A 16,548-nucleotide genomic window follows, 5' to 3' on the forward strand; every position below is an offset into this window, starting at 1 on the left:
CGATTGACTCGCAATAGCCTTATCAATTAGTCCGCGCCCCGATTGAAAAGGGGAAATCATGAAGCGTACTTGGTTGCGGTCCACCGCCTTGCTTGCCGCTCTCACGGCGCCCTCGGCCGCCACCGCTGAAGAAGCACCGGCGCCGGCGACGGAAGAGCCGTCCGTCATCGTGGTGACGGGCGAGAAGATGTCTCGCAGCCTGCAGGATACGACCGCCTCGGTCAGCGTCATGACGCAGGCGCGGCTGGCGCAGGAGAATATCCTGACGATCCAGGAAATCTATCAGCGCACCGCCAATCTCTCCGAAACCTATGGCGCGGCCGGCTTCTCGATCCGCGGCATCGACCAGCGCGGCGTTTCGGGCGGCGGGTCGGCAGCGACGGCCACGGTGTTCGTCGATCATGCGCCGGTGCCACAGGATGTACTCTCCAACGGCCCGACGGATATGTGGGACGTGGCGCAGGTGGAAATCTTCCGCGGTCCGCAATCGACCATTCAGGGTCTCAATGCGCTGGCCGGCGCGGTGCATATCCGTTCCCAGGAGCCGACCTTCGACTGGAGCGTGAAGGGCCGCGCCCTCGTCTCCTCCTTCAACACGACCCAGTTCGCGGTCGCCGGTGGCGGCCCGATCATCGCCGACGAACTGGCGTTCCGCGTCTCGGCCGAAAAGCGGGATTCGGACGGCTATATCCACAACATCACCCGCAATGCGCCCGAGAACCCGCTCGATTCCATCTCGGTTCGCGGCAAGCTGCTGTGGACGCCGTCCGCCCTGCCCGCCTTCGAGGCGCGCCTTGGCTACCATCATTTCGAGACGAAGGGCGGCTATCTATTCACCTATGTCGACCGGTCGGTCGGCGATTATTTCGATACTCGGACCAACCCGTCCGATTATCCCAACAGCACCGATGTCAATCACGATCAGCTGCTGCTCGACCTGCGCTACGACCTCGGCAGCGGCCTTTCGCTTAGCTCCGTCGGCACGTGGACGGACACCAATTTCATCCGCAAATACGACGGGGATTCCTCCGCTGCGAGCCGCGCTTACAGCGATATTGCCGGCGGTGTGGAGACCTTCACGCAGGAGTTGCGCCTCAGCTATGAAAGCGACCGGCTCAGCGGGCTGATCGGCCTTTTTTACTCGCACCGCGACGAGTATCGCAATTCTCATCAGGTGACCTTGGTGCCGACGCCCGCCGCGACCATCGTCGCTGCGCTGACGCCCAGCCTCGGCGCCGCGACCGCGCAGCAGGTGGCGACGATCTACACCGCCGCGCTGCCAACCATTCCGGTCGATTACACATCGCAGTTCCCTAATCAGGTGGAAACCATGGCCGTGTTCGCCGATGCCAAATATCGGCTGACCGACCGCTTCTCGCTGATCGGCGGATTCCGCTACGATCATGAGCGCAACCAGATCAGTGGCGACGCCCTCGCCCGGTTCGTCGGAACGCTCCCCGACCCCGCGCTCTACCCTGCACCGCTGAGTGGCGCGATCACCGCGCTCAACGGCTTCGTGCTAGGGCTGGTGGACGATGCCAATGGGTCGGCGCCGCTCGGTGCGCGCACCTTTAACGCCTTTCTGCCAAAGGGCGGCATCGAAATGGCCTGGACGCCGGATCTCGCCACGTCCTTCGTTGCGCAGCGTGGGTACCGGTCGGGCGGCAGCGCCTTCAACACCGCCCGATCACAGCTCTTCGCCTACGACCCGGAGTTCACCTGGAATTATGAGCTGTCATTGCGCTCGGCCTGGCTCGACCGCCGACTCACGCTCAACGCCAATGCCTTCTACATCGACTGGGCCGACCAGCAGACCACCGCCAATTTCGGCAACGGCGTCTATGATACGCACACGGTGAATGCCGGCAAATCGCATCTCTACGGATTCGAGGTGGAAGTCGCGCACCGCTTGTCGTCCGCCTTCGACTGGTATGCCAGCCTCGGGCATACACGCACCAAGTTCGACTCCTTCGTCACCAATCTGGGCTCGATCACCGATCTCTCCGGCCTTGAATTCCCCTATGCGCCGCGCTGGACGCTGGCGGGTGGCGCCAATGTTCGCTTCGGTGGCGGCTTCAATGCCAATCTCAACGCCTCTTATCGCAGCGCTGTCTTTACGGATGTGGCCAAACCCCAATCGAGCAACCGCGTCAGCGCACGGACCGTCGTCAATGCGCGGCTCGGCTATGCGGCCGATCACTGGAGCGTGTCGCTGTTCGCCAACAATCTGCTCAATGAGAAATACGATCAGTATATCAACTCGTTCACCGGCTTTTCCACCATCGGCGCGCCGCGGAGTGTCGGGATCGTGCTGGAGGCCGGATTTTGAGCGCAACCGGCTCTCTTGCCCCGCTGACCGTCATGCTGGCCGGTAGCGTGGCCGGCGTCTGGGCGTTGCGCCGGGCATGGAGCCTCAAAAGCGGCAAGGCGCCATGGCGGATCGCCGGCCTGGCGCTGATCTGCGTGACGTTGCTCTGGGGGACATGGGTGCTGGGCAGCACGCGCGGTCCCTTCATTGCCGCGACGTTGCTCTCGGTGGCGGCGTTCGGCCTGATCGCCACCGGCTACACGCTGCGCCCGGCGCGCGCAGGGCGGCAGGGCCGCGAAGCGCTCGCGCCCGAACCAGCCGAGCGGACAGCAAGCCCCTGGCGCACAACCTTGCGCTGGGCGCTCGCCGGGCCGATCGGCATGGTTGCCGCGATGAGCGTGGGCATCAGCTATGCCATCTGGGCACCGGGCGAACCGCAGACACGGTTGCTGATCGGCGGGCTGATCGTGCCGCTCGCTTGGGGCGGCGCGATGGCCTGGACCCTGGCGGACAGCCGCATCCTGCGCGCCACGGCGGTGCTGGTCGGCACCGCCATTCTCGGCTTTGGCACCGCGATGCTGAAGGGATTCACATGACGAGCCGCACCAAGAAGCAGAGCTTCCCCTCCCCGGACCTCGTCCGCGCCGTGCTCAAAGGCCATAGCGGACTGGGCCTAGCCTTTGCCGCCCTGCTCTATCTGGTCTGCTTGACCGGGGCGATCGCGGTGTTCGCCAACGAGTTCCAGCGCTGGGAGAATCCCGGCGCCGAACGGGTGGAGAGCTTCTCAGGCGATGCCGCACAGGCGGCCTATCGCGCGGCGCTCGACCGCGCCGGGCAACCGGTCGAGCATGTGCTCATCGTGATGCCGAGCAAAGACCGCCCCTGGCCCACCTTGCGGGTCGACGCCGAAGACGGGACGCGCACGACATGGATCGCCGACAGGGCCGGGCGGCTCGTCGGGGAACAGCGGGAAAGCTGGACGAAGTTTCTCACACGGCTGCACATCAACCTGCATCTGCCGCAAAGCTGGGGCATCTTGATCGTCGGCCTCACCGGCGTCGCCTTGCTCTCCTCGCTGATTTCCGGCCTACTGGCGCATCCGCGCATCTTCCGCGACGCCTTCCACCTGCGGCTCGGCGGATCACGGCGCTTGCAGGAAGCCGATCTGCACAACCGCATCGGCGTATGGGCACTGCCCTTTCACATCACCGTCTCTCTGACCGGCGCGCTGCTCGGCCTCAGCACGATCATCGTCGGCGCCATCGGCCTCGCGGTATTCCAGGGCGATACTGCCAAGGTCTATGCCATCTTCACGCCGCCTCATCCGGCCGAAGACGTCCGCCCCGCCCCGCCGCTCGACCTGCGCCCATCGTTCGCACAGGTTGCCGCGCGCGCGCCGGGCAGCCGGATCGACTATGCCGTCGTCGAGCATCCGACCGAAACCGGTGCAGCCATCCTGTTCGAGGTGGAGGATGGCTCGTCCCGGCTCGCTGATGCCGACAGCTACGCCTTCGACCGCGCCGGCACGCTCTATTACGAGCACAAGGCCGCGCAGAGCAACATCGGCCAACAGATTCTAGGCTCGCTTGGCATCCTGCACTTCGGCTGGTTCGGCGGCGGCCTCATCAAGATCGCCTATGCCGCGCTGGGGATCGGCCTGACCTATCTGGCCGCCGGCGGCGTCAACATCTGGCTAGCCCGGCGTCGGGACAAGGGCCGGCCCGCGCCAGGCTGGGAGCGTGTCTGGACGGCCAACGTGTGGGGACAGCCGCTTGCACTGAGCGCCGCCGCCCTCCTCGCGCTATTGACGCCATCGGTCGGCCCGCTGATCGGCCTATGGGCGGCGATCAGCATCTGCGCGCTTGCGGCCGCCACCGTGCTGACGCCTGCCGCGCTCTCCGCCGCCGGGCGGGCCGGGACGGGCGCTGTGCTGATCGTCATCGCGCTCGCTCACCCTGCCCTCGCTGGGATGGACGACGGCATGGCGGCGCTGGTCGATATCGCCGTGGGTCTGCTGGGCCTGGGCCTGCTTGGCACCGTCGCCAGCAAGGCGGGGCGGCGCAGACGCCCGGTAGCCGCCGCCGCGACGGTCTGACGATCAGCGGGCCCGCTTGGTGCGCGGCTCCTTCCACTGCACGCCATAGAGATCGAAGCGGCGGTCGCGCAGGTTCTGCACGGCGCCGCTTTGTCGGCTGGTCAGCAGGTCATCCAGCGAGAGGTCGGCAATGGCGATCGTCTCGGTATTGGGCGCGGTGTCGGCGGCCACGCCATCGCGCGCGAAGGGGAAGTCCGAGGGCGTGAGGATCGCGCTCTCGGCATAGTGAATATCCATATTCTCGACATTTGGCAGATTGCCGACAACGCCGGACGTCACGACATAGCACTGGTTCTCCACCGCCCGCGCCTGGCAGCAATAGCGCACGCGCAGATAGCCGCGCCGCTCATCGGTGCAGAAAGGCACGAACAGCAGCAGCGCGCCCTGATTGACGAGGTGCCGCGCCAGCTCCGGGAATTCGGAATCATAACAGATCATCACACCGATCGGCCCGCAATCGGTGGGAATGGCATCGGCGCCAAAGCCGCCCTTGATGTTCCACCAGCGCCGCTCGGAGGGCGTGGGGTGCAGCTTCTCCTGCGTGTACATCGCCCCATCGCGCAGGAAGACATAGCTGATATTGCGGATATCGCCATTCTCGACCCGCGTGGGGTGGGAGCCGCCGATGATGTTGATATTGTAGCTGACCGCCAGCTTCTCCATGAACGCGCAATAACGCTCGGTATATTCCGCGATCTTGCCGATGGCCTCGCTGGGCGCCAGCTTGGCGCGCGAGATGGAGAGCAGTTCCAGCGTGTAGAGCTCGGGAAACACCACGAAGTCGGCGCGGTAATCCGCCGCGACGTCGACGAAATACTCCACCTGCTCCTCGAACTGCTCGATCCGCGTGATGCCGCGCATCTGGAACTGCACCGTCGCGACCCGCACCGATGACGGCAGCTTAAGCGTGCCATGGTGGGCGCGCCCCGTGCCCTCCTCCGGCGCCAGCGGATTGGGCCAGAACATCAGCACAGCATTGCCGGCGCTGTCCCGGTCGCCCGGCAGATAGTCCGGCAGGATGCCCTTGGCCTGGAAGCCCTGCCCCAGCTGGAAGTTGATCACCGGATCGCGCAGCTTGCGCTCGATCGCGGCATCGAGATAGGCCTGTGGATCGGGATAATCCCGGCGGCGCCGTGCATAGCCCGGCAGGCGACCGCCAAAGGCGATGCCCTTCAGCTCGAAATATTGGCATAGCTCCTGCCGCTTGCGATAGAAGCGCTGGCCGATGCGCAAACGCCGGAAATCGGGATCGACGCAGACTTCCATGCCGTACAAAACGTCCCCTTCCGGGTCATGGCGCGTACCGAAGCCATCGCCGGTGATCTCGCCCCAGCTATGCGGCGCGAACGCGATCTCCTGCGAGACGATGAGCGTAGCGCAGTGGCCGACGATGGTGCCCTCATAATCGGCGACGAATTGCCCTTCGGGGAAGTTATTGATCTGGCCGCGAATTTGCGCGGCGGTCATGGCCTCGGCCTTGCCATAGACCTTGGTGGAGAGCCGGGCGATCGCGCGCGCATCCTTGGCGAGCGCGGGACGGACGATGAGCTTTGCCTGTGTATGAGCCATGCAGGCGATATAGCGCGATCGCGCCCAGCGTCCATGTTCGTGCAGTCCGGCTGCCCCCACATCGTCTTGCACCCCGACAATCGGACGACTAGCCACCCCCCTGTACGCAAGGGCAGTCTGGGCGGTTTTCGGGAACCACTCGGTCCTGAAGCGTTTGTTATGCTGGCTTCAAAGTCGCGGACGGCTGGAGCGGGCAACCACAGGGAATGCGACCTTGGCGATAGAATCGGGCGATCACAACGACTTCGCGGCTGAAAACGGGGATACCGCCGCTTCGGACGACAATCAGGGCACTGAAGCAGCCGAAGGCCGGGTGACCGTGCGCGGCAAGGATCACTGGCGTGAGCGTACCATCACCGCGCCGGGCCTGAGCGAACGGGGCAACGTGTTTTTCGCCGCGATCGAAATGACGCGGATGCCGATGATCCTCACCGATCCCAATCTGCCGGACAATCCCATCGTCTTTGCCAACAAGGCATTTCTGGACCTCACGCTTTACGAAGAGAGCGAAATCATCGGGCGCAACTGCCGGTTCCTTCAAGGCGCCGAGACGGACCGCGAACGCATCGCCGAACTGCGCGATGCCGTGGCGCGGCACGAGTCCATCGCGCTCGAAATCCTCAACTACCGGCGCGACGGCACGCCGTTCTGGAACGCGGTGTTCATCGGCCCGGTCTATGACGTCTCCGGCAAGCTGCTCTACTTTTTCGCCAGCCAGCTGGACGTCACCAAGCGGCGCGAAACCGAGCAGGTGCTGCGCCAGGCGCAGAAGATGGAAGCGATCGGGCAACTGACCGCTGGCCTTGCCCATGACTTCAACAATCTGCTGCAGGTCATCGGCGGCAGCCTGGAACTGGCCTCGAACCGCATCGAGGATGAGCGGGCCGGGCGGCATATCGAGAATGCGCAGCACGCCGCCGCGCGCGGCGCCAAGCTAACCGGACAGCTGCTCGCTTTCGCCCGCAAGACGCGCCTCACGCCCCGCTCGGTGGACGTGAGCGATTGCGTGCAGAGCTTCGTGCATGTGCTGGAGAGCGCGCTCGGCAGCGATATCGAACTGCACCTCAGCCTGCGGCGGGGCCTGCCGCGCATCCATGTGGATCCCGACCAGTTCGAGATGGCGGTGCTCAACATCGTGATGAACGCCAAGGACGCGATGCGCGGCGCCGGTGGGCTGGTGACCATCACGACCGGCAAGCTGCATCTCAATGGCGATGCCGCCGCCCGCCAGCTTCCGCCCGGCGACTATATCAGCCTTGAGGTGACGGATGAGGGCGAAGGCATGCCCGCCCACGTCGCCCAGCGCGCGACGGAGCCTTTCTTCACCACCAAACCCACCGGCCAGGGCACGGGCCTCGGCCTCGCCATGGCCAGCGGCTTCCTGCAGCAATCGCGGGGCCGGCTGGAGATTGAGAGCGAACAGGGCGTCGGCAGCACGATCCGCCTGCTCTTCCCGGTTTCCGTGCAGAATGACGAGGATGATCGCGCGGGCGCGCCTACCCCCATCACGGCAGCCGCGCCCGCCGATGGTCCCTCCGGCAAGGCCCATATTCTGGTGGTGGAAGACAGCCCGGAAGTCATGGCCCTGTCCCGCGAGATCCTTGAAAGCGCGGGCTACCGCGTCTCGACCGCCATCTCGGGCGATGAGGGTCTCAAGGCGCTGAAGACCCTGATGGAGGCCGACCCGGTCGACCTTCTCTTCACCGATCTCGTCATGCCCGGCAGCCTGAATGGCATTTTGCTGGCGGAGGAAGCGGTGAAGCTGGTGCCCGGCATCGCGATCCTCATGACCACCGGCTATAATGAGCAGCTCGTCTCCGATGGCCCGCAGACCATCTCGCAAGATGTGATCGGCAAGCCCTATCGCCCGGCCGAACTGCTCAACAGGGTCGAGCAGGCGCTCAAGAACCGGCCCACCGCCGGCGATGCCCGCCGGCACCGCTCCGATTACGGCCACGCGGAAGCCTGATCGCGCAGGCCGGCTGACCAGGGCGCGGGCGTGAGACGATCTATTCTCACGCACGGCCCATGAACGCCACCGAGCATCTGGCGTTTCCTAAAAAGGTGAGATATAGGCGCGCCAGCCATCCCCGCAGCACGCTGCATCAAGGGGTTCGCGCCGTGCGGGCGTGGTGGAATTGGTAGACGCAGCGGACTCAAAATCCGCCATCCGCAAGGATTTGTCGGTTCGAGTCCGACCGCCCGCACCAGACAGTCCGTGTTTCTCCGAGATTCGTTAGCCCTGCTATGACCATGGCATAACTCGCGCAGAACTGCGCCGTTTTGGCGCCGACACTTCGCCGGTTGAGGTTTGCAGACCAAGCGCGCCGGCACCGGCTGCCCTTTCTATCCGATTATCTCAGTGGCCATTTTCCAGACCTCACGACAGGTCGGCGCTGCGCGGCGTCGAACAAAAGCGGCCGGAGGACATCCGGCCGACGCTTTCCCTAGATGGGTGACGGCGTTCAGCTACAGCCGAGCAAAGCTCGCTGCTTTCTCCAGCTAATCGGCAGATCGATGCTGAGCAGTCCTTTGGTCGTGAGCGAGACCGGCTGGATGCCCTCGATGCATTGGGCAACGATGTCCGGCGCAAGTATCGCGATCCGCATCAGCTGCGCAGAACGCTTGCGGCACTTGCCCTGCGCGTCAGCAAGCGATGCCAGACTGTGCTCAGGGGAGCTCAGCAGCGCTTGATGCAGCGCTCGGGCTTCAGCGATCAGCGCGACCAGCGGTTTGTTGATCGTATCCGCTGACCGATCCTGCGAGTCGCTGACGATTATACGGACATCTTTGCCTTGCCGGATGCGGATTGCCCGGCTGGTCAGTCGCACCGGGTGATCGTGCACCAGCTGATCGACACGCAGGAGGGCCAGCAGCTTGTCACGGTGGAGTGTGAGAGTGATGCTCTCCTCCGCCATGTCGATCCGACCGAGGAGCATCGTCAGCATCGCCGGACGCCTGGATGCCTTGTCCAGATCGGCTGCAGACCGGGATGCTCTGGTCAGCACCTACGGCATGCTCGGGTCCAGCAATGTCGATGATCGCCCGATGATCCATGAGCCAGCCCTTCAGGCGCTCGATGACGATCCGTTCGATCTCCGGCGCGCTGACCCGCCATGGTTTTTCGCTGCTGCCGATGAGCGCGTTGGGATGGGTTACATAATAGCGATAGCGCTTGCCGGCCTTGACCGTGTGGCTGGGTGACATCTTACGTCCCTCCCCATCGTGGATCAGGCCGGTGAGCAAGCTGCGCCTGGGAGACCGCTTGGCCGGGGGGGGTGCGTCCCTGTTCCAGCTGACGCTGAACCGCATCCCAAAGTACCTCATCGACGATCGCTTCTTGCTGGCCGTCATAGATCGTGCCCTCATGCACGACCTTGCCGCGATAGATGGCACTGCCAAGCAGGTGAGAGGGCGCCCCGCGGCTGAACGCAATGCCGCCCCGGCCGTGAAGCTGCCTGGTGCGATAGCCATCCCGCAACAACTCTTCGACCAGAGCCTGTAGGGAGCCCAGCGCAAGGTAGCGGGTCATGATGTGGCGGACCTGGTTCGCCTCGGCCGGGTTGATGACCAGCGCCCTGTCCTTCACATCATAGCCAAGCGGTGGGTTGCCGCCCATCCACATGCCCTTCTTCTTCGAGGCGGCGATCTTGTCGCGGATGCGCTCGCCTGTGACCTCGCGTTCGAACTGGGCGAAGGAGAGCAGCACATTGAGGGTGAGCCGTCCCATGCTGCTGGTGGTGTTGAACGCCTGCGTGACCGAGACGAAGCTGGCGCCTCGGGCATCGAGGATCTCGACGATGCGGGCAAAGTCGGACAGCGCGCGGGTCAGGCGATCGACCTTGTAGACCACGATCACGTCGATCTTTCCGGCTTCCACATCTGCCAGCAGGCGGACCAGCGCGGGGCGATCCATTGACCCACCTGAGTAGCCGCCATCGTCATAGGCGGTCTTGACCAGGGTCCAGCCTTCATGGCGTTGGCTGACGATGTACGTCTCGCAGGCCTCGCGCTGGGCATCGAGGCTGTTGAACGCCTGCTCCAGCCCTTCCTCGCTGGACTTGCGGGTATAGACGGCGCAGCGCACAGCGCCGCGCGGTCCTTCAACGACCTTGGGCCGCCTAGCCATGGTCATGCAGCCCGAAGAAGCGGGGACCAGACCAGGACGTTCCGGTTACCGCGCGGGCAATAGCCGACAGCGACCGATAGCAGCGCTCGTCCCACACATAGCCATCTTCAACCACGGTGACGCTGATGCTACGCCCGTTCCACTGCCGCATAAGATGCATTCCGCTCTTGAGCGGGACGCTCTCCTTGCCGGCAGCAAGGCGACGAAGGGCCTGGCCATGGGAGGGCGACACCCCTCCCATGGCTTTCTCCTGCAGCGCATAGCCGAAGAGCCGGCGCAGCAGATCGGCGCTGACCCGCGGCGGTTCTGATCTGAGCGACGATCGCCATTGATCACGCAGTTCACCCAGCGACAGCGCCGGCAGAGCATCAAGGCGTGCCTCCAGGATCATGCCGCAGCGCTTTCGACCAGACGATAGCAGGCCCGCTCACCACTCTGGTCCAAGGTAATCACGTGGCCCTTCTTGCGCATGCCGGTGAGCGCCGCGCGGGTGCTGTGCGGCAACCAGCCGGTCATGTCGACCAGCTCATCAAGCGATGCGCCCCCGGCGCGGCGGAGCAGATCCAGCACCTGCTCTGATTTTGACCGTGTGCGGTTCGGTGGCGTGACGACGGCCGCAGTAGCAACAGTCTCAGCCTGAGCATTCTGCTCGCTGTCCAGGCCGATCGCGGCACGGCCCGCTTGCGTAATGACAAGCGCGAAGCGATCATCACCCTCTTCCCGCCAGACCTTCGGCAGGTCGGTCGTCGCCGCTTCCTCGATCAAACCCCGCTTGATCAGCGGCGGGATAGCCTTGCGGATCCGGCCTGCCTGGCCCGCGAGATGATCGGGCGGTGGCAGCAAGCTGCCATCGTCACGTTGGGCAGCAGCGGACAGCAGAACGAGTTGCAGGTCGTTGAGCTTGGTCATGGGTGGTCTCCTCTTGCGGAGCAGCACTGCGCTGCTCCCACCACCCACAGCCCTGTCGACCAAGCCGGCAGGGCATATCCGCAGTTCTTTCCAGCGGCTCGACCAGCACCAATGCTCGGTGTTCAGAGCAAGTCCAGTCGAATGTGCTCCCTCAGGAATGAGGAAAGCAGCTGTTCGTTCAGCCGGATCGCGCACCTGCTTTGGGAGCAGAGTTTCGCGACTGTTTTTGGGACGATCCGGTTAGTCTGCTTTCAGGAGCGCAGACTCAGATAGCGGACGGTCGTTTTATCCTAGTCCAAGGACTGCGTGCGACCAAAGTCAGTCGTTTCAGTGTCGTTCTTAGAGCGTCAGCTTACGCCGACACCAGTCATTCCGAGGTCATTGAGCCCTTCAGCCGAGGTCGCCAACTTAGCGGCCGTTCAAGGCGGTGAATGGCAGCTCAGAAGGCTGCCCTACATTCACGAGCAACAGGATGAGTATGATCGATCAGCGTTGGAACTTTGCGGGCTGACGGGTTGAGAGGGTCGGCGGTTGATTGGCTGACGTTCCGTGTGTGAAGAGCTTTAGGTATCCACAGCTTTCCCTCTTCAGCCGCTCGGAATTTCTCGAGCAGGCCATTTGATGGGTAGAGACAAGGAGGGCCGATAACTTCTGTCTCGGCCGCCTTCGAAATCGAACTCGTAAAGTGTCACATTGCTCAATTGTGGTCGACGCTGACCAAGGAAGAAGCTGAAGCTGTTGGGGGCCGCAAGAAACAGATGTGCCCTTGGCGACGGAGTTCCCGCCCGAAACGCAGTCACGACTGCCGCAGCTAGGTCGGATGCATGCCGGCCCGATCGGATCGCGTTATGCCCCGGACCACGGCTGGTGCCACACACGAGTAACCGGCCGACCTGGGGCAGATTGGCGGTGACATAGGTCTCTACATCGTTGGCGATGTCATGCGTGATGCCCGCCGCGACGGCGATGTCCGCGCCCGGGCCCAATTCTCGAACGGTTGTTTCGAGGGTTGGCCAGTCCGCGGTGGGCTCGCTGTCGTCGGCCGCCCAGACCTGGCGGTTGGGACTTCGCTGCTCGAGCTCGATGATCCTGCCGCACTTAATGTCCAGAACCGTTCCGGCGGCAAAGGCCAGCGTCGCATGGGCGTCGAGCGCCAAACGGAGCCGGTCCCCATCCGTCGCCGCCTGGCGAAGGAATTCCGCCAGCCGCGGGTAAAGCGTCGTGGCCCAATCCGCTTCATCGTGGATGAACCGGTCGTCAAACACAGGGGTCAGGTCGAGCACCTTAGTGCAGCGTAGCTCGAGCGGATCTAGCGCATGTTCAAAGGATTTCACCCCAAAGACGAACGGCGCGGGCTGGCTGCCGGCGAGCAACCGCTCGCGCCGCAGCGCATCCTGCAGCGACTCCCGGTCGAATTCGAGCCGGCCCTGCGCCATCCATTGAAAGATCAGATCATCATAGGGGAAAGCGCTCTCGCTCGCCGGGAAGCGGCGCATGCCCGCCATGAAGAAGATGAGATCGAGCTGGTCGCGCAAATCGTCGAGACTGTCGCCGGCCTGGCCGAATGCCAGCGATGTCGCGAACGCCTGCAGCGCTTCGTCATCGAGACCGAGGTGATCGCGCCAGAGCTTGCGCACGCCGCCCACCTGGCTCCGGTCGGTCGTGCCGTCAAACAGCCGGTTGGCGCGGATCGCGCCCGAACGCATGCCGATCAGAGACTTCAGCGGGTCGTTGCGGTCCACCGACCAGTTGGTGAGCAACTTGAAGCGCGTCCCGGCGGCCTGTTCCCCGGCCGCTTCGCGGGCCGTATACGCGCGTTGGAGAAGCGAACGCGCATTGGCATTGATGAATTCCGGGTCGATGAGCTGGGCGTAGCCGAAGCTGCCGGGCGCCACATGCCATTTGCATTGGATATGCTCACGCAGCAGCGCGAGGCCCTGATGATCGAGCTGCCCACGGCCCGGGAAATATTCGACCCAGATATCATCGAAGCTCTTGGGGCCGGTCTCGAAGGCGACGCGTCGGACGGCGGCTTCAGGTATGAGCAGCCGCGCGGCGCGCTGCCAGAACATGCGGGCCTGGAAGGTATCGCCGTCGCGGCGAACGGTCACGGCTTCGGTCATGGTCGTGCCTCACGCGGGTCCGTCGCGGAAGGGCGGCGTTGGCGCCATCTCGCGGACAATCTCAAGAGCGCGCCGGGGCGTGACGGCGCGCTCCGGATAGGCGTCGAGCACGATCGCGGGCAGCAGCCGCTGGGTGAGATCGGAGAAGGTGAAGCCGGCTTCGTTCCGGGCGCGTGAGCCGGTGAGGGAAACCATTGTCTCGATCTCGCCGGTGCTGAACCCGAGCGGTTTCAGCCGTGGGGCCAGAATCTCGCGGCGGCGGGCCTCGTCGGGCCGGTCGAAGGCGAGCAGGTCCGCAGCGCGCCGCCGCACCGCGGGATCGAGCGCGCTGAGCCGATTGGTGCACATGATGACCGCAGCCGGAAGTTGCTCGTTGGCGAGCCGGTCGATACCACGGATGAACGCGTTGACGCCGCTGCGATCCTCATGGTGCATCTGCGCGGCTTCGCGCGATTGGGCAAGCGCATCGGCCTCGTCGACGAGCAGGATGATCGCGCCGCGCGAGCGGCCGCTCGCCTTGAGTTTGGCCGCTTCGGTCGCGGTATAATCGAACGCGGCGGTGAGCAGCGTCGTCATTTGCCCAACCATGCCTTGGCCGCGGCTGGCGAGGCTCAAGGGCAGCAGCGTGACGTCGATATCCTCGGCGCGCGCCACCATGTCGCCTATCGTCTCGGCAAGCTCGGTCTTGCCCGAGCCAACGTCGCCGGCGAGGATGACGAGCGGTGGGCGCCGGGTGACGGTGTCGAGCAGCAGCTGTGCATCCGGGTGGTGCGTCCTCGCCCATTTCTCAAGGCCCGCCCGGTTGACGAGCAGACCGAGAATCTTGGATAGCCGGAGCTTGTTGTCGTCGATGCCGACGAGACGGTCGAGACGCTGCTTGGCGCTTGGGTCCGGATAGCTGATGCGACGCTCGAACAGGGCCGCGACATCGATCTGTTCAGACATCAGGTAAAGCTCCTCACCGAAGAGCGGCCGAGCGCCTTGCCCCCCGCCGAATAGGTGCGGTCGTGCTCGACATAGCCGCTGATGCCGGGCTCGGACGCGCCACCCCGATAGAATGGCAGTGATTTCTTGAAGGTATCGCGCTGATCGCTGCTAAGGCTATCCCAAGCCGCTGAATAGGTCAGGTAGCTGTAGAAGGTCGCCCCGTTGATATCGGCCCACGGCCTGATCTTGCCCGGATCATCGTCGGTACCGGAGGTGCCCATGAGGTCCTGAGCCGTGTAGCGCAGGGTCGGTTCGATCCATTTACCGTTTCGCTTGTAGCCATAGCTAACGGTGCCGAGATAACCAGCCTTGAGGAGTTGGACCACCTCTTCCTCATAATTGGCGATGGCGGTGTCGCTCGGCTCACCATAGTGGCGCTGCATGCGCTTGAGATCGGCGGCGACCTTGGCCGCCATGTGCCGTGCATGGGTGATCGTGAAGCTGGTCGACGCCGAGAGCGTGAAGCTGGAAGCCATGATCGTTACACCTGAAAGGAGGGGCCGAAGACCTTCTGCCAGTAGCGGACGGTCTCCTGTTTGGTGGGTGCATAAAGGGCGGAATCGATGGCATCGCCCGCCTCGAGCGCGGCGTCGACGATGAGGTCGGCGTTGGCGCCCGTGTAGAGGCGGCTGACATTGTTGACCTCGTTAACCGGGTCGATGATCTGAACCGACTCGGTGAAGGTGCCGACCTTCGAGGCGGCATAGCAGTCCGTGAAGACGATCTTCTCGCGCATCCGCGTCCGCGCCACATAGGTGAAGAAGTGTTGGAGTGCGTCGGGATAGTCCGAGAAATCGAGGCCGTCGTCACACAGCTTGGCGAGGATCAGCTCGACCATGAAGGACTTGAATCGGAAGTCGGAATTTTCCGCCTTCATCCGTCGCGCCCAATATTTAACGAGCCGCACGACCTGCGCGAAATGCTTTTCCTGCGCCTGCTTGCGCTTCTTGCAGAAGTTTAGGTGCAGCGGGATGCTCGTCTTCAAGAATGAGCCGTCCTCCTGGCTGACGAGATTGCCATACCATTGCGGGTCGCCGTCGTAGAGGATTGGCACGACGTCGACGTCGAGCCCCGATCCTTTGAACGAGACGGTGACACTGTAAGTCTGCGGTTTGACCTGATCGGCCGAGAAGTTCGGATAGGCCTTGCGCAGGCGCTCGGCGATATAGTCGAGCAGCGCCGAGATTTCGTGCGGGGCGTTCGCGCCGCTGACATAGCAGGCGACGTCGATATCGTTGAGTGTCTTGAGCGCAGTGCCCTTGGCGAGGCTTCCGGACAGCTGCATCCGCTTGAGCGAGAAATCGGGATGCTCGTCGAGGTAGCGCTCCAGCCGCTCACGCAGACCCCGCGCCTGTGCGCGGTAAGTGTCCGCCCAGTCCTTGGGAAGATTGACCTTGTCCTGCGCGAAGGCCGCAATCTCGCGATGATCGACATGCTGACGTGACACGGAATGCCTCCCTGGCATGGATTTCTATTCAACGATTCACCATATAGTAGCTACTTCTTAGCTATTCAAGTGGTGTAAAATGAGCCATTATCTGTTGACAGAATCGTGGAAAACCCCATATGAGCAAAGGGCGTCGGGGCATGGAGGCGGATGTGAAGAAGACGATGACTCTTAATCTCACCGACTCGGAGATGCGGGTTCTCGATGATCTCTCCGCACGCAAGGATCTCTCGAAGACCGCGGTTCTGCGGCAGGCGCTGCGGCTCTACCAGGCGATCGAGGTGCGCGTGGAGAAGGGTGACAAGCTCGTCTTCGAGAACGAGAATACCCGCGAGAAGGCAGAATTGATGCTGCTCTGATGGTCGACATTTCGCCCATCTTCCTCGTCACGGGCGATACACGCGAACCCGTCGAGGCCGAGTTGCGCGATGCCATCGAAGAGAAGCAGCTCGTCGATTGGCAAACGCAGTGGCAACCCGCCCTTATCGAGATCCTCCGTGAGCTAGCGCGGCGTGGCGTGCCGATGGCAGACTGGCCGCAGAGCTGGCACTGGGACTGGCGTCAGAAGCGCGCCGGCGTGGCAGGTCTGCTCGCCTATCCGGGCTTCAGCATTGTCGCCCAGGGGATGACCCAGGGCCTCGCGCAGGTTGATCTGACGCGCTCGGGCCGCGCGGCCGAGCATCAGGGCAAGCCGCTGGCTTATGTCGACTATCTGGAAGTCGCGCCGTGGAACCGTTCTGACCTCGGCGATGTCCCACGATTGAAGGGCGTCGGAACCGCACTGCTCACCGCAGCGGTGTCATTGTCGCTGGACGAGGATTTCAAGGGCCGTCTCGGCCTGCATTCGCTGCCACAAGCGGATGATTTCTACCGGCGTTCGGGCCTCATCGATCTGGGCCCCGACGCCGCATACCAGGGATTGCGTTATTTCGAGATGACCGAAGATCGGGCTCGCGCGTTCCTCGAGGAGGAGTGAAGGCT

The 16,548-nt window shown here is 63.7% G+C and carries 16 protein-coding genes and 1 tRNA gene; 7 read left to right on the top strand and 10 right to left on the bottom strand.

The features are described from left to right. Positions 1 to 58 precede the first annotated feature (58 nt). Genes M2343_RS10770 through M2343_RS10780 form a run of 3 tightly spaced genes read left to right on the top strand, consistent with a single transcriptional unit; the run spans position 59 to position 4,403 of the window. The gene (locus M2343_RS10770) at positions 59 to 2,329 is read left to right on the top strand and encodes a TonB-dependent receptor (protein ID WP_264576637.1); all 2,271 of its coding nucleotides are present in this window, start codon (positions 59 to 61) and stop codon (positions 2,327 to 2,329) included. After that, positions 2,326 to 2,904 (top strand): hypothetical protein, encoded by a 579-nt coding sequence (locus tag M2343_RS10775; RefSeq protein WP_264576638.1) that lies wholly within the window; start codon positions 2,326 to 2,328, stop codon positions 2,902 to 2,904. Before M2343_RS10770 ends, M2343_RS10775 begins: the two co-directional genes overlap by 4 nt. Further along, on the top strand, positions 2,901 to 4,403 hold the full coding sequence (locus tag M2343_RS10780; RefSeq protein WP_264576639.1) for a PepSY-associated TM helix domain-containing protein: 1,503 nt from the start codon (positions 2,901 to 2,903) through the stop codon (positions 4,401 to 4,403). The genes M2343_RS10775 and M2343_RS10780 overlap by 4 nt, the downstream gene beginning before the upstream one ends. Positions 4,404 to 4,406: 3 nt before the next feature. On the opposite strand, the gene M2343_RS10785 is transcribed toward M2343_RS10780, so the two are convergent. Further along, the gene (locus M2343_RS10785; protein ID WP_264574361.1) at positions 4,407 to 5,972 is read right to left on the bottom strand and encodes a carbon-nitrogen hydrolase family protein; all 1,566 of its coding nucleotides are present in this window, start codon (positions 5,970 to 5,972) and stop codon (positions 4,407 to 4,409) included. A gap of 214 nt (positions 5,973 to 6,186) precedes the next feature. Between M2343_RS10785 and M2343_RS10790 the strand changes: the two genes are divergently transcribed. Then, the gene (locus M2343_RS10790; protein WP_264576640.1) at positions 6,187 to 7,941 is read left to right on the top strand and encodes a PAS domain-containing protein; all 1,755 of its coding nucleotides are present in this window, start codon (positions 6,187 to 6,189) and stop codon (positions 7,939 to 7,941) included. 154 nt (positions 7,942 to 8,095) lie between these two features. After that, positions 8,096 to 8,182: transfer RNA gene (locus M2343_RS10795), tRNA-Leu, on the top strand. A 255-nt stretch (positions 8,183 to 8,437) separates the two neighbouring features. On the opposite strand, the gene M2343_RS10800 is transcribed toward M2343_RS10795, so the two are convergent. The 9 genes from M2343_RS10800 to M2343_RS10840 form a co-directional block, all read right to left on the bottom strand. Further along, positions 8,438 to 8,920: a hypothetical protein gene (locus M2343_RS10800; protein ID WP_264576641.1), complete on the bottom strand. Its 483-nt coding sequence runs from the start codon at positions 8,918 to 8,920 to the stop codon at positions 8,438 to 8,440. Further along, positions 8,853 to 9,218 (bottom strand): hypothetical protein, encoded by a 366-nt coding sequence (locus tag M2343_RS10805; RefSeq protein WP_264576642.1) that lies wholly within the window; start codon positions 9,216 to 9,218, stop codon positions 8,853 to 8,855. The genes M2343_RS10800 and M2343_RS10805 overlap by 68 nt, the downstream gene beginning before the upstream one ends. Next, a complete protein-coding gene (locus M2343_RS10810; protein ID WP_264576643.1) occupies positions 9,181 to 10,101 on the bottom strand; it encodes a recombinase family protein in 921 nt (306 codons plus the stop codon). The genes M2343_RS10805 and M2343_RS10810 overlap by 38 nt, the downstream gene beginning before the upstream one ends. Then, positions 10,094 to 10,492 (bottom strand): DUF2924 domain-containing protein, encoded by a 399-nt coding sequence (locus tag M2343_RS10815; protein ID WP_264576644.1) that lies wholly within the window; start codon positions 10,490 to 10,492, stop codon positions 10,094 to 10,096. The genes M2343_RS10810 and M2343_RS10815 overlap by 8 nt, the downstream gene beginning before the upstream one ends. Further along, positions 10,489 to 11,010 carry a DUF3489 domain-containing protein gene (locus M2343_RS10820; protein ID WP_264576645.1) on the bottom strand — a complete coding sequence of 174 codons (522 nt, stop codon included), beginning with the start codon at positions 11,008 to 11,010 and terminating at the stop codon, positions 10,489 to 10,491. Before M2343_RS10820 ends, M2343_RS10815 begins: the two co-directional genes overlap by 4 nt. 587 nt (positions 11,011 to 11,597) lie before the next feature. Beyond that, positions 11,598 to 13,133 carry an SAVED domain-containing protein gene (locus M2343_RS10825; RefSeq protein WP_264576646.1) on the bottom strand — a complete coding sequence of 512 codons (1,536 nt, stop codon included), beginning with the start codon at positions 13,131 to 13,133 and terminating at the stop codon, positions 11,598 to 11,600. Between the two features lie 9 nt (positions 13,134 to 13,142). Further along, positions 13,143 to 14,078: an AAA family ATPase gene (locus M2343_RS10830; protein ID WP_264576647.1), complete on the bottom strand. Its 936-nt coding sequence runs from the start codon at positions 14,076 to 14,078 to the stop codon at positions 13,143 to 13,145. Then, positions 14,078 to 14,596, bottom strand: coding sequence for a hypothetical protein (locus tag M2343_RS10835; RefSeq protein ID WP_264576648.1), 519 nt, complete (start codon positions 14,594 to 14,596; stop codon positions 14,078 to 14,080). The genes M2343_RS10830 and M2343_RS10835 overlap by 1 nt, the downstream gene beginning before the upstream one ends. Before the next feature lie 5 nt (positions 14,597 to 14,601). After that, complete coding sequence (locus M2343_RS10840) at positions 14,602 to 15,567, bottom strand: CBASS oligonucleotide cyclase (protein WP_264576649.1); 966 nt, start codon at positions 15,565 to 15,567, stop codon at positions 14,602 to 14,604. A 119-nt stretch (positions 15,568 to 15,686) separates the two neighbouring features. On the opposite strand from M2343_RS10840, the gene M2343_RS10845 reads away from it, so the two are divergent. Together M2343_RS10845 and M2343_RS10850 are read left to right on the top strand one after the other, a co-directional pair. Then, positions 15,687 to 15,926 carry a transcriptional regulator gene (locus tag M2343_RS10845; protein WP_264576650.1) on the top strand — a complete coding sequence of 80 codons (240 nt, stop codon included), beginning with the start codon at positions 15,687 to 15,689 and terminating at the stop codon, positions 15,924 to 15,926. Then, positions 15,926 to 16,543: a GNAT family N-acetyltransferase gene (locus tag M2343_RS10850; RefSeq protein WP_264576651.1), complete on the top strand. Its 618-nt coding sequence runs from the start codon at positions 15,926 to 15,928 to the stop codon at positions 16,541 to 16,543. The genes M2343_RS10845 and M2343_RS10850 overlap by 1 nt, the downstream gene beginning before the upstream one ends. Positions 16,544 to 16,548 lie beyond the last annotated feature (5 nt).

Source organism: Sphingobium sp. B8D3B (assembly GCF_025961875.1).
GTDB lineage: Bacteria > Pseudomonadota > Alphaproteobacteria > Sphingomonadales > Sphingomonadaceae > Sphingobium.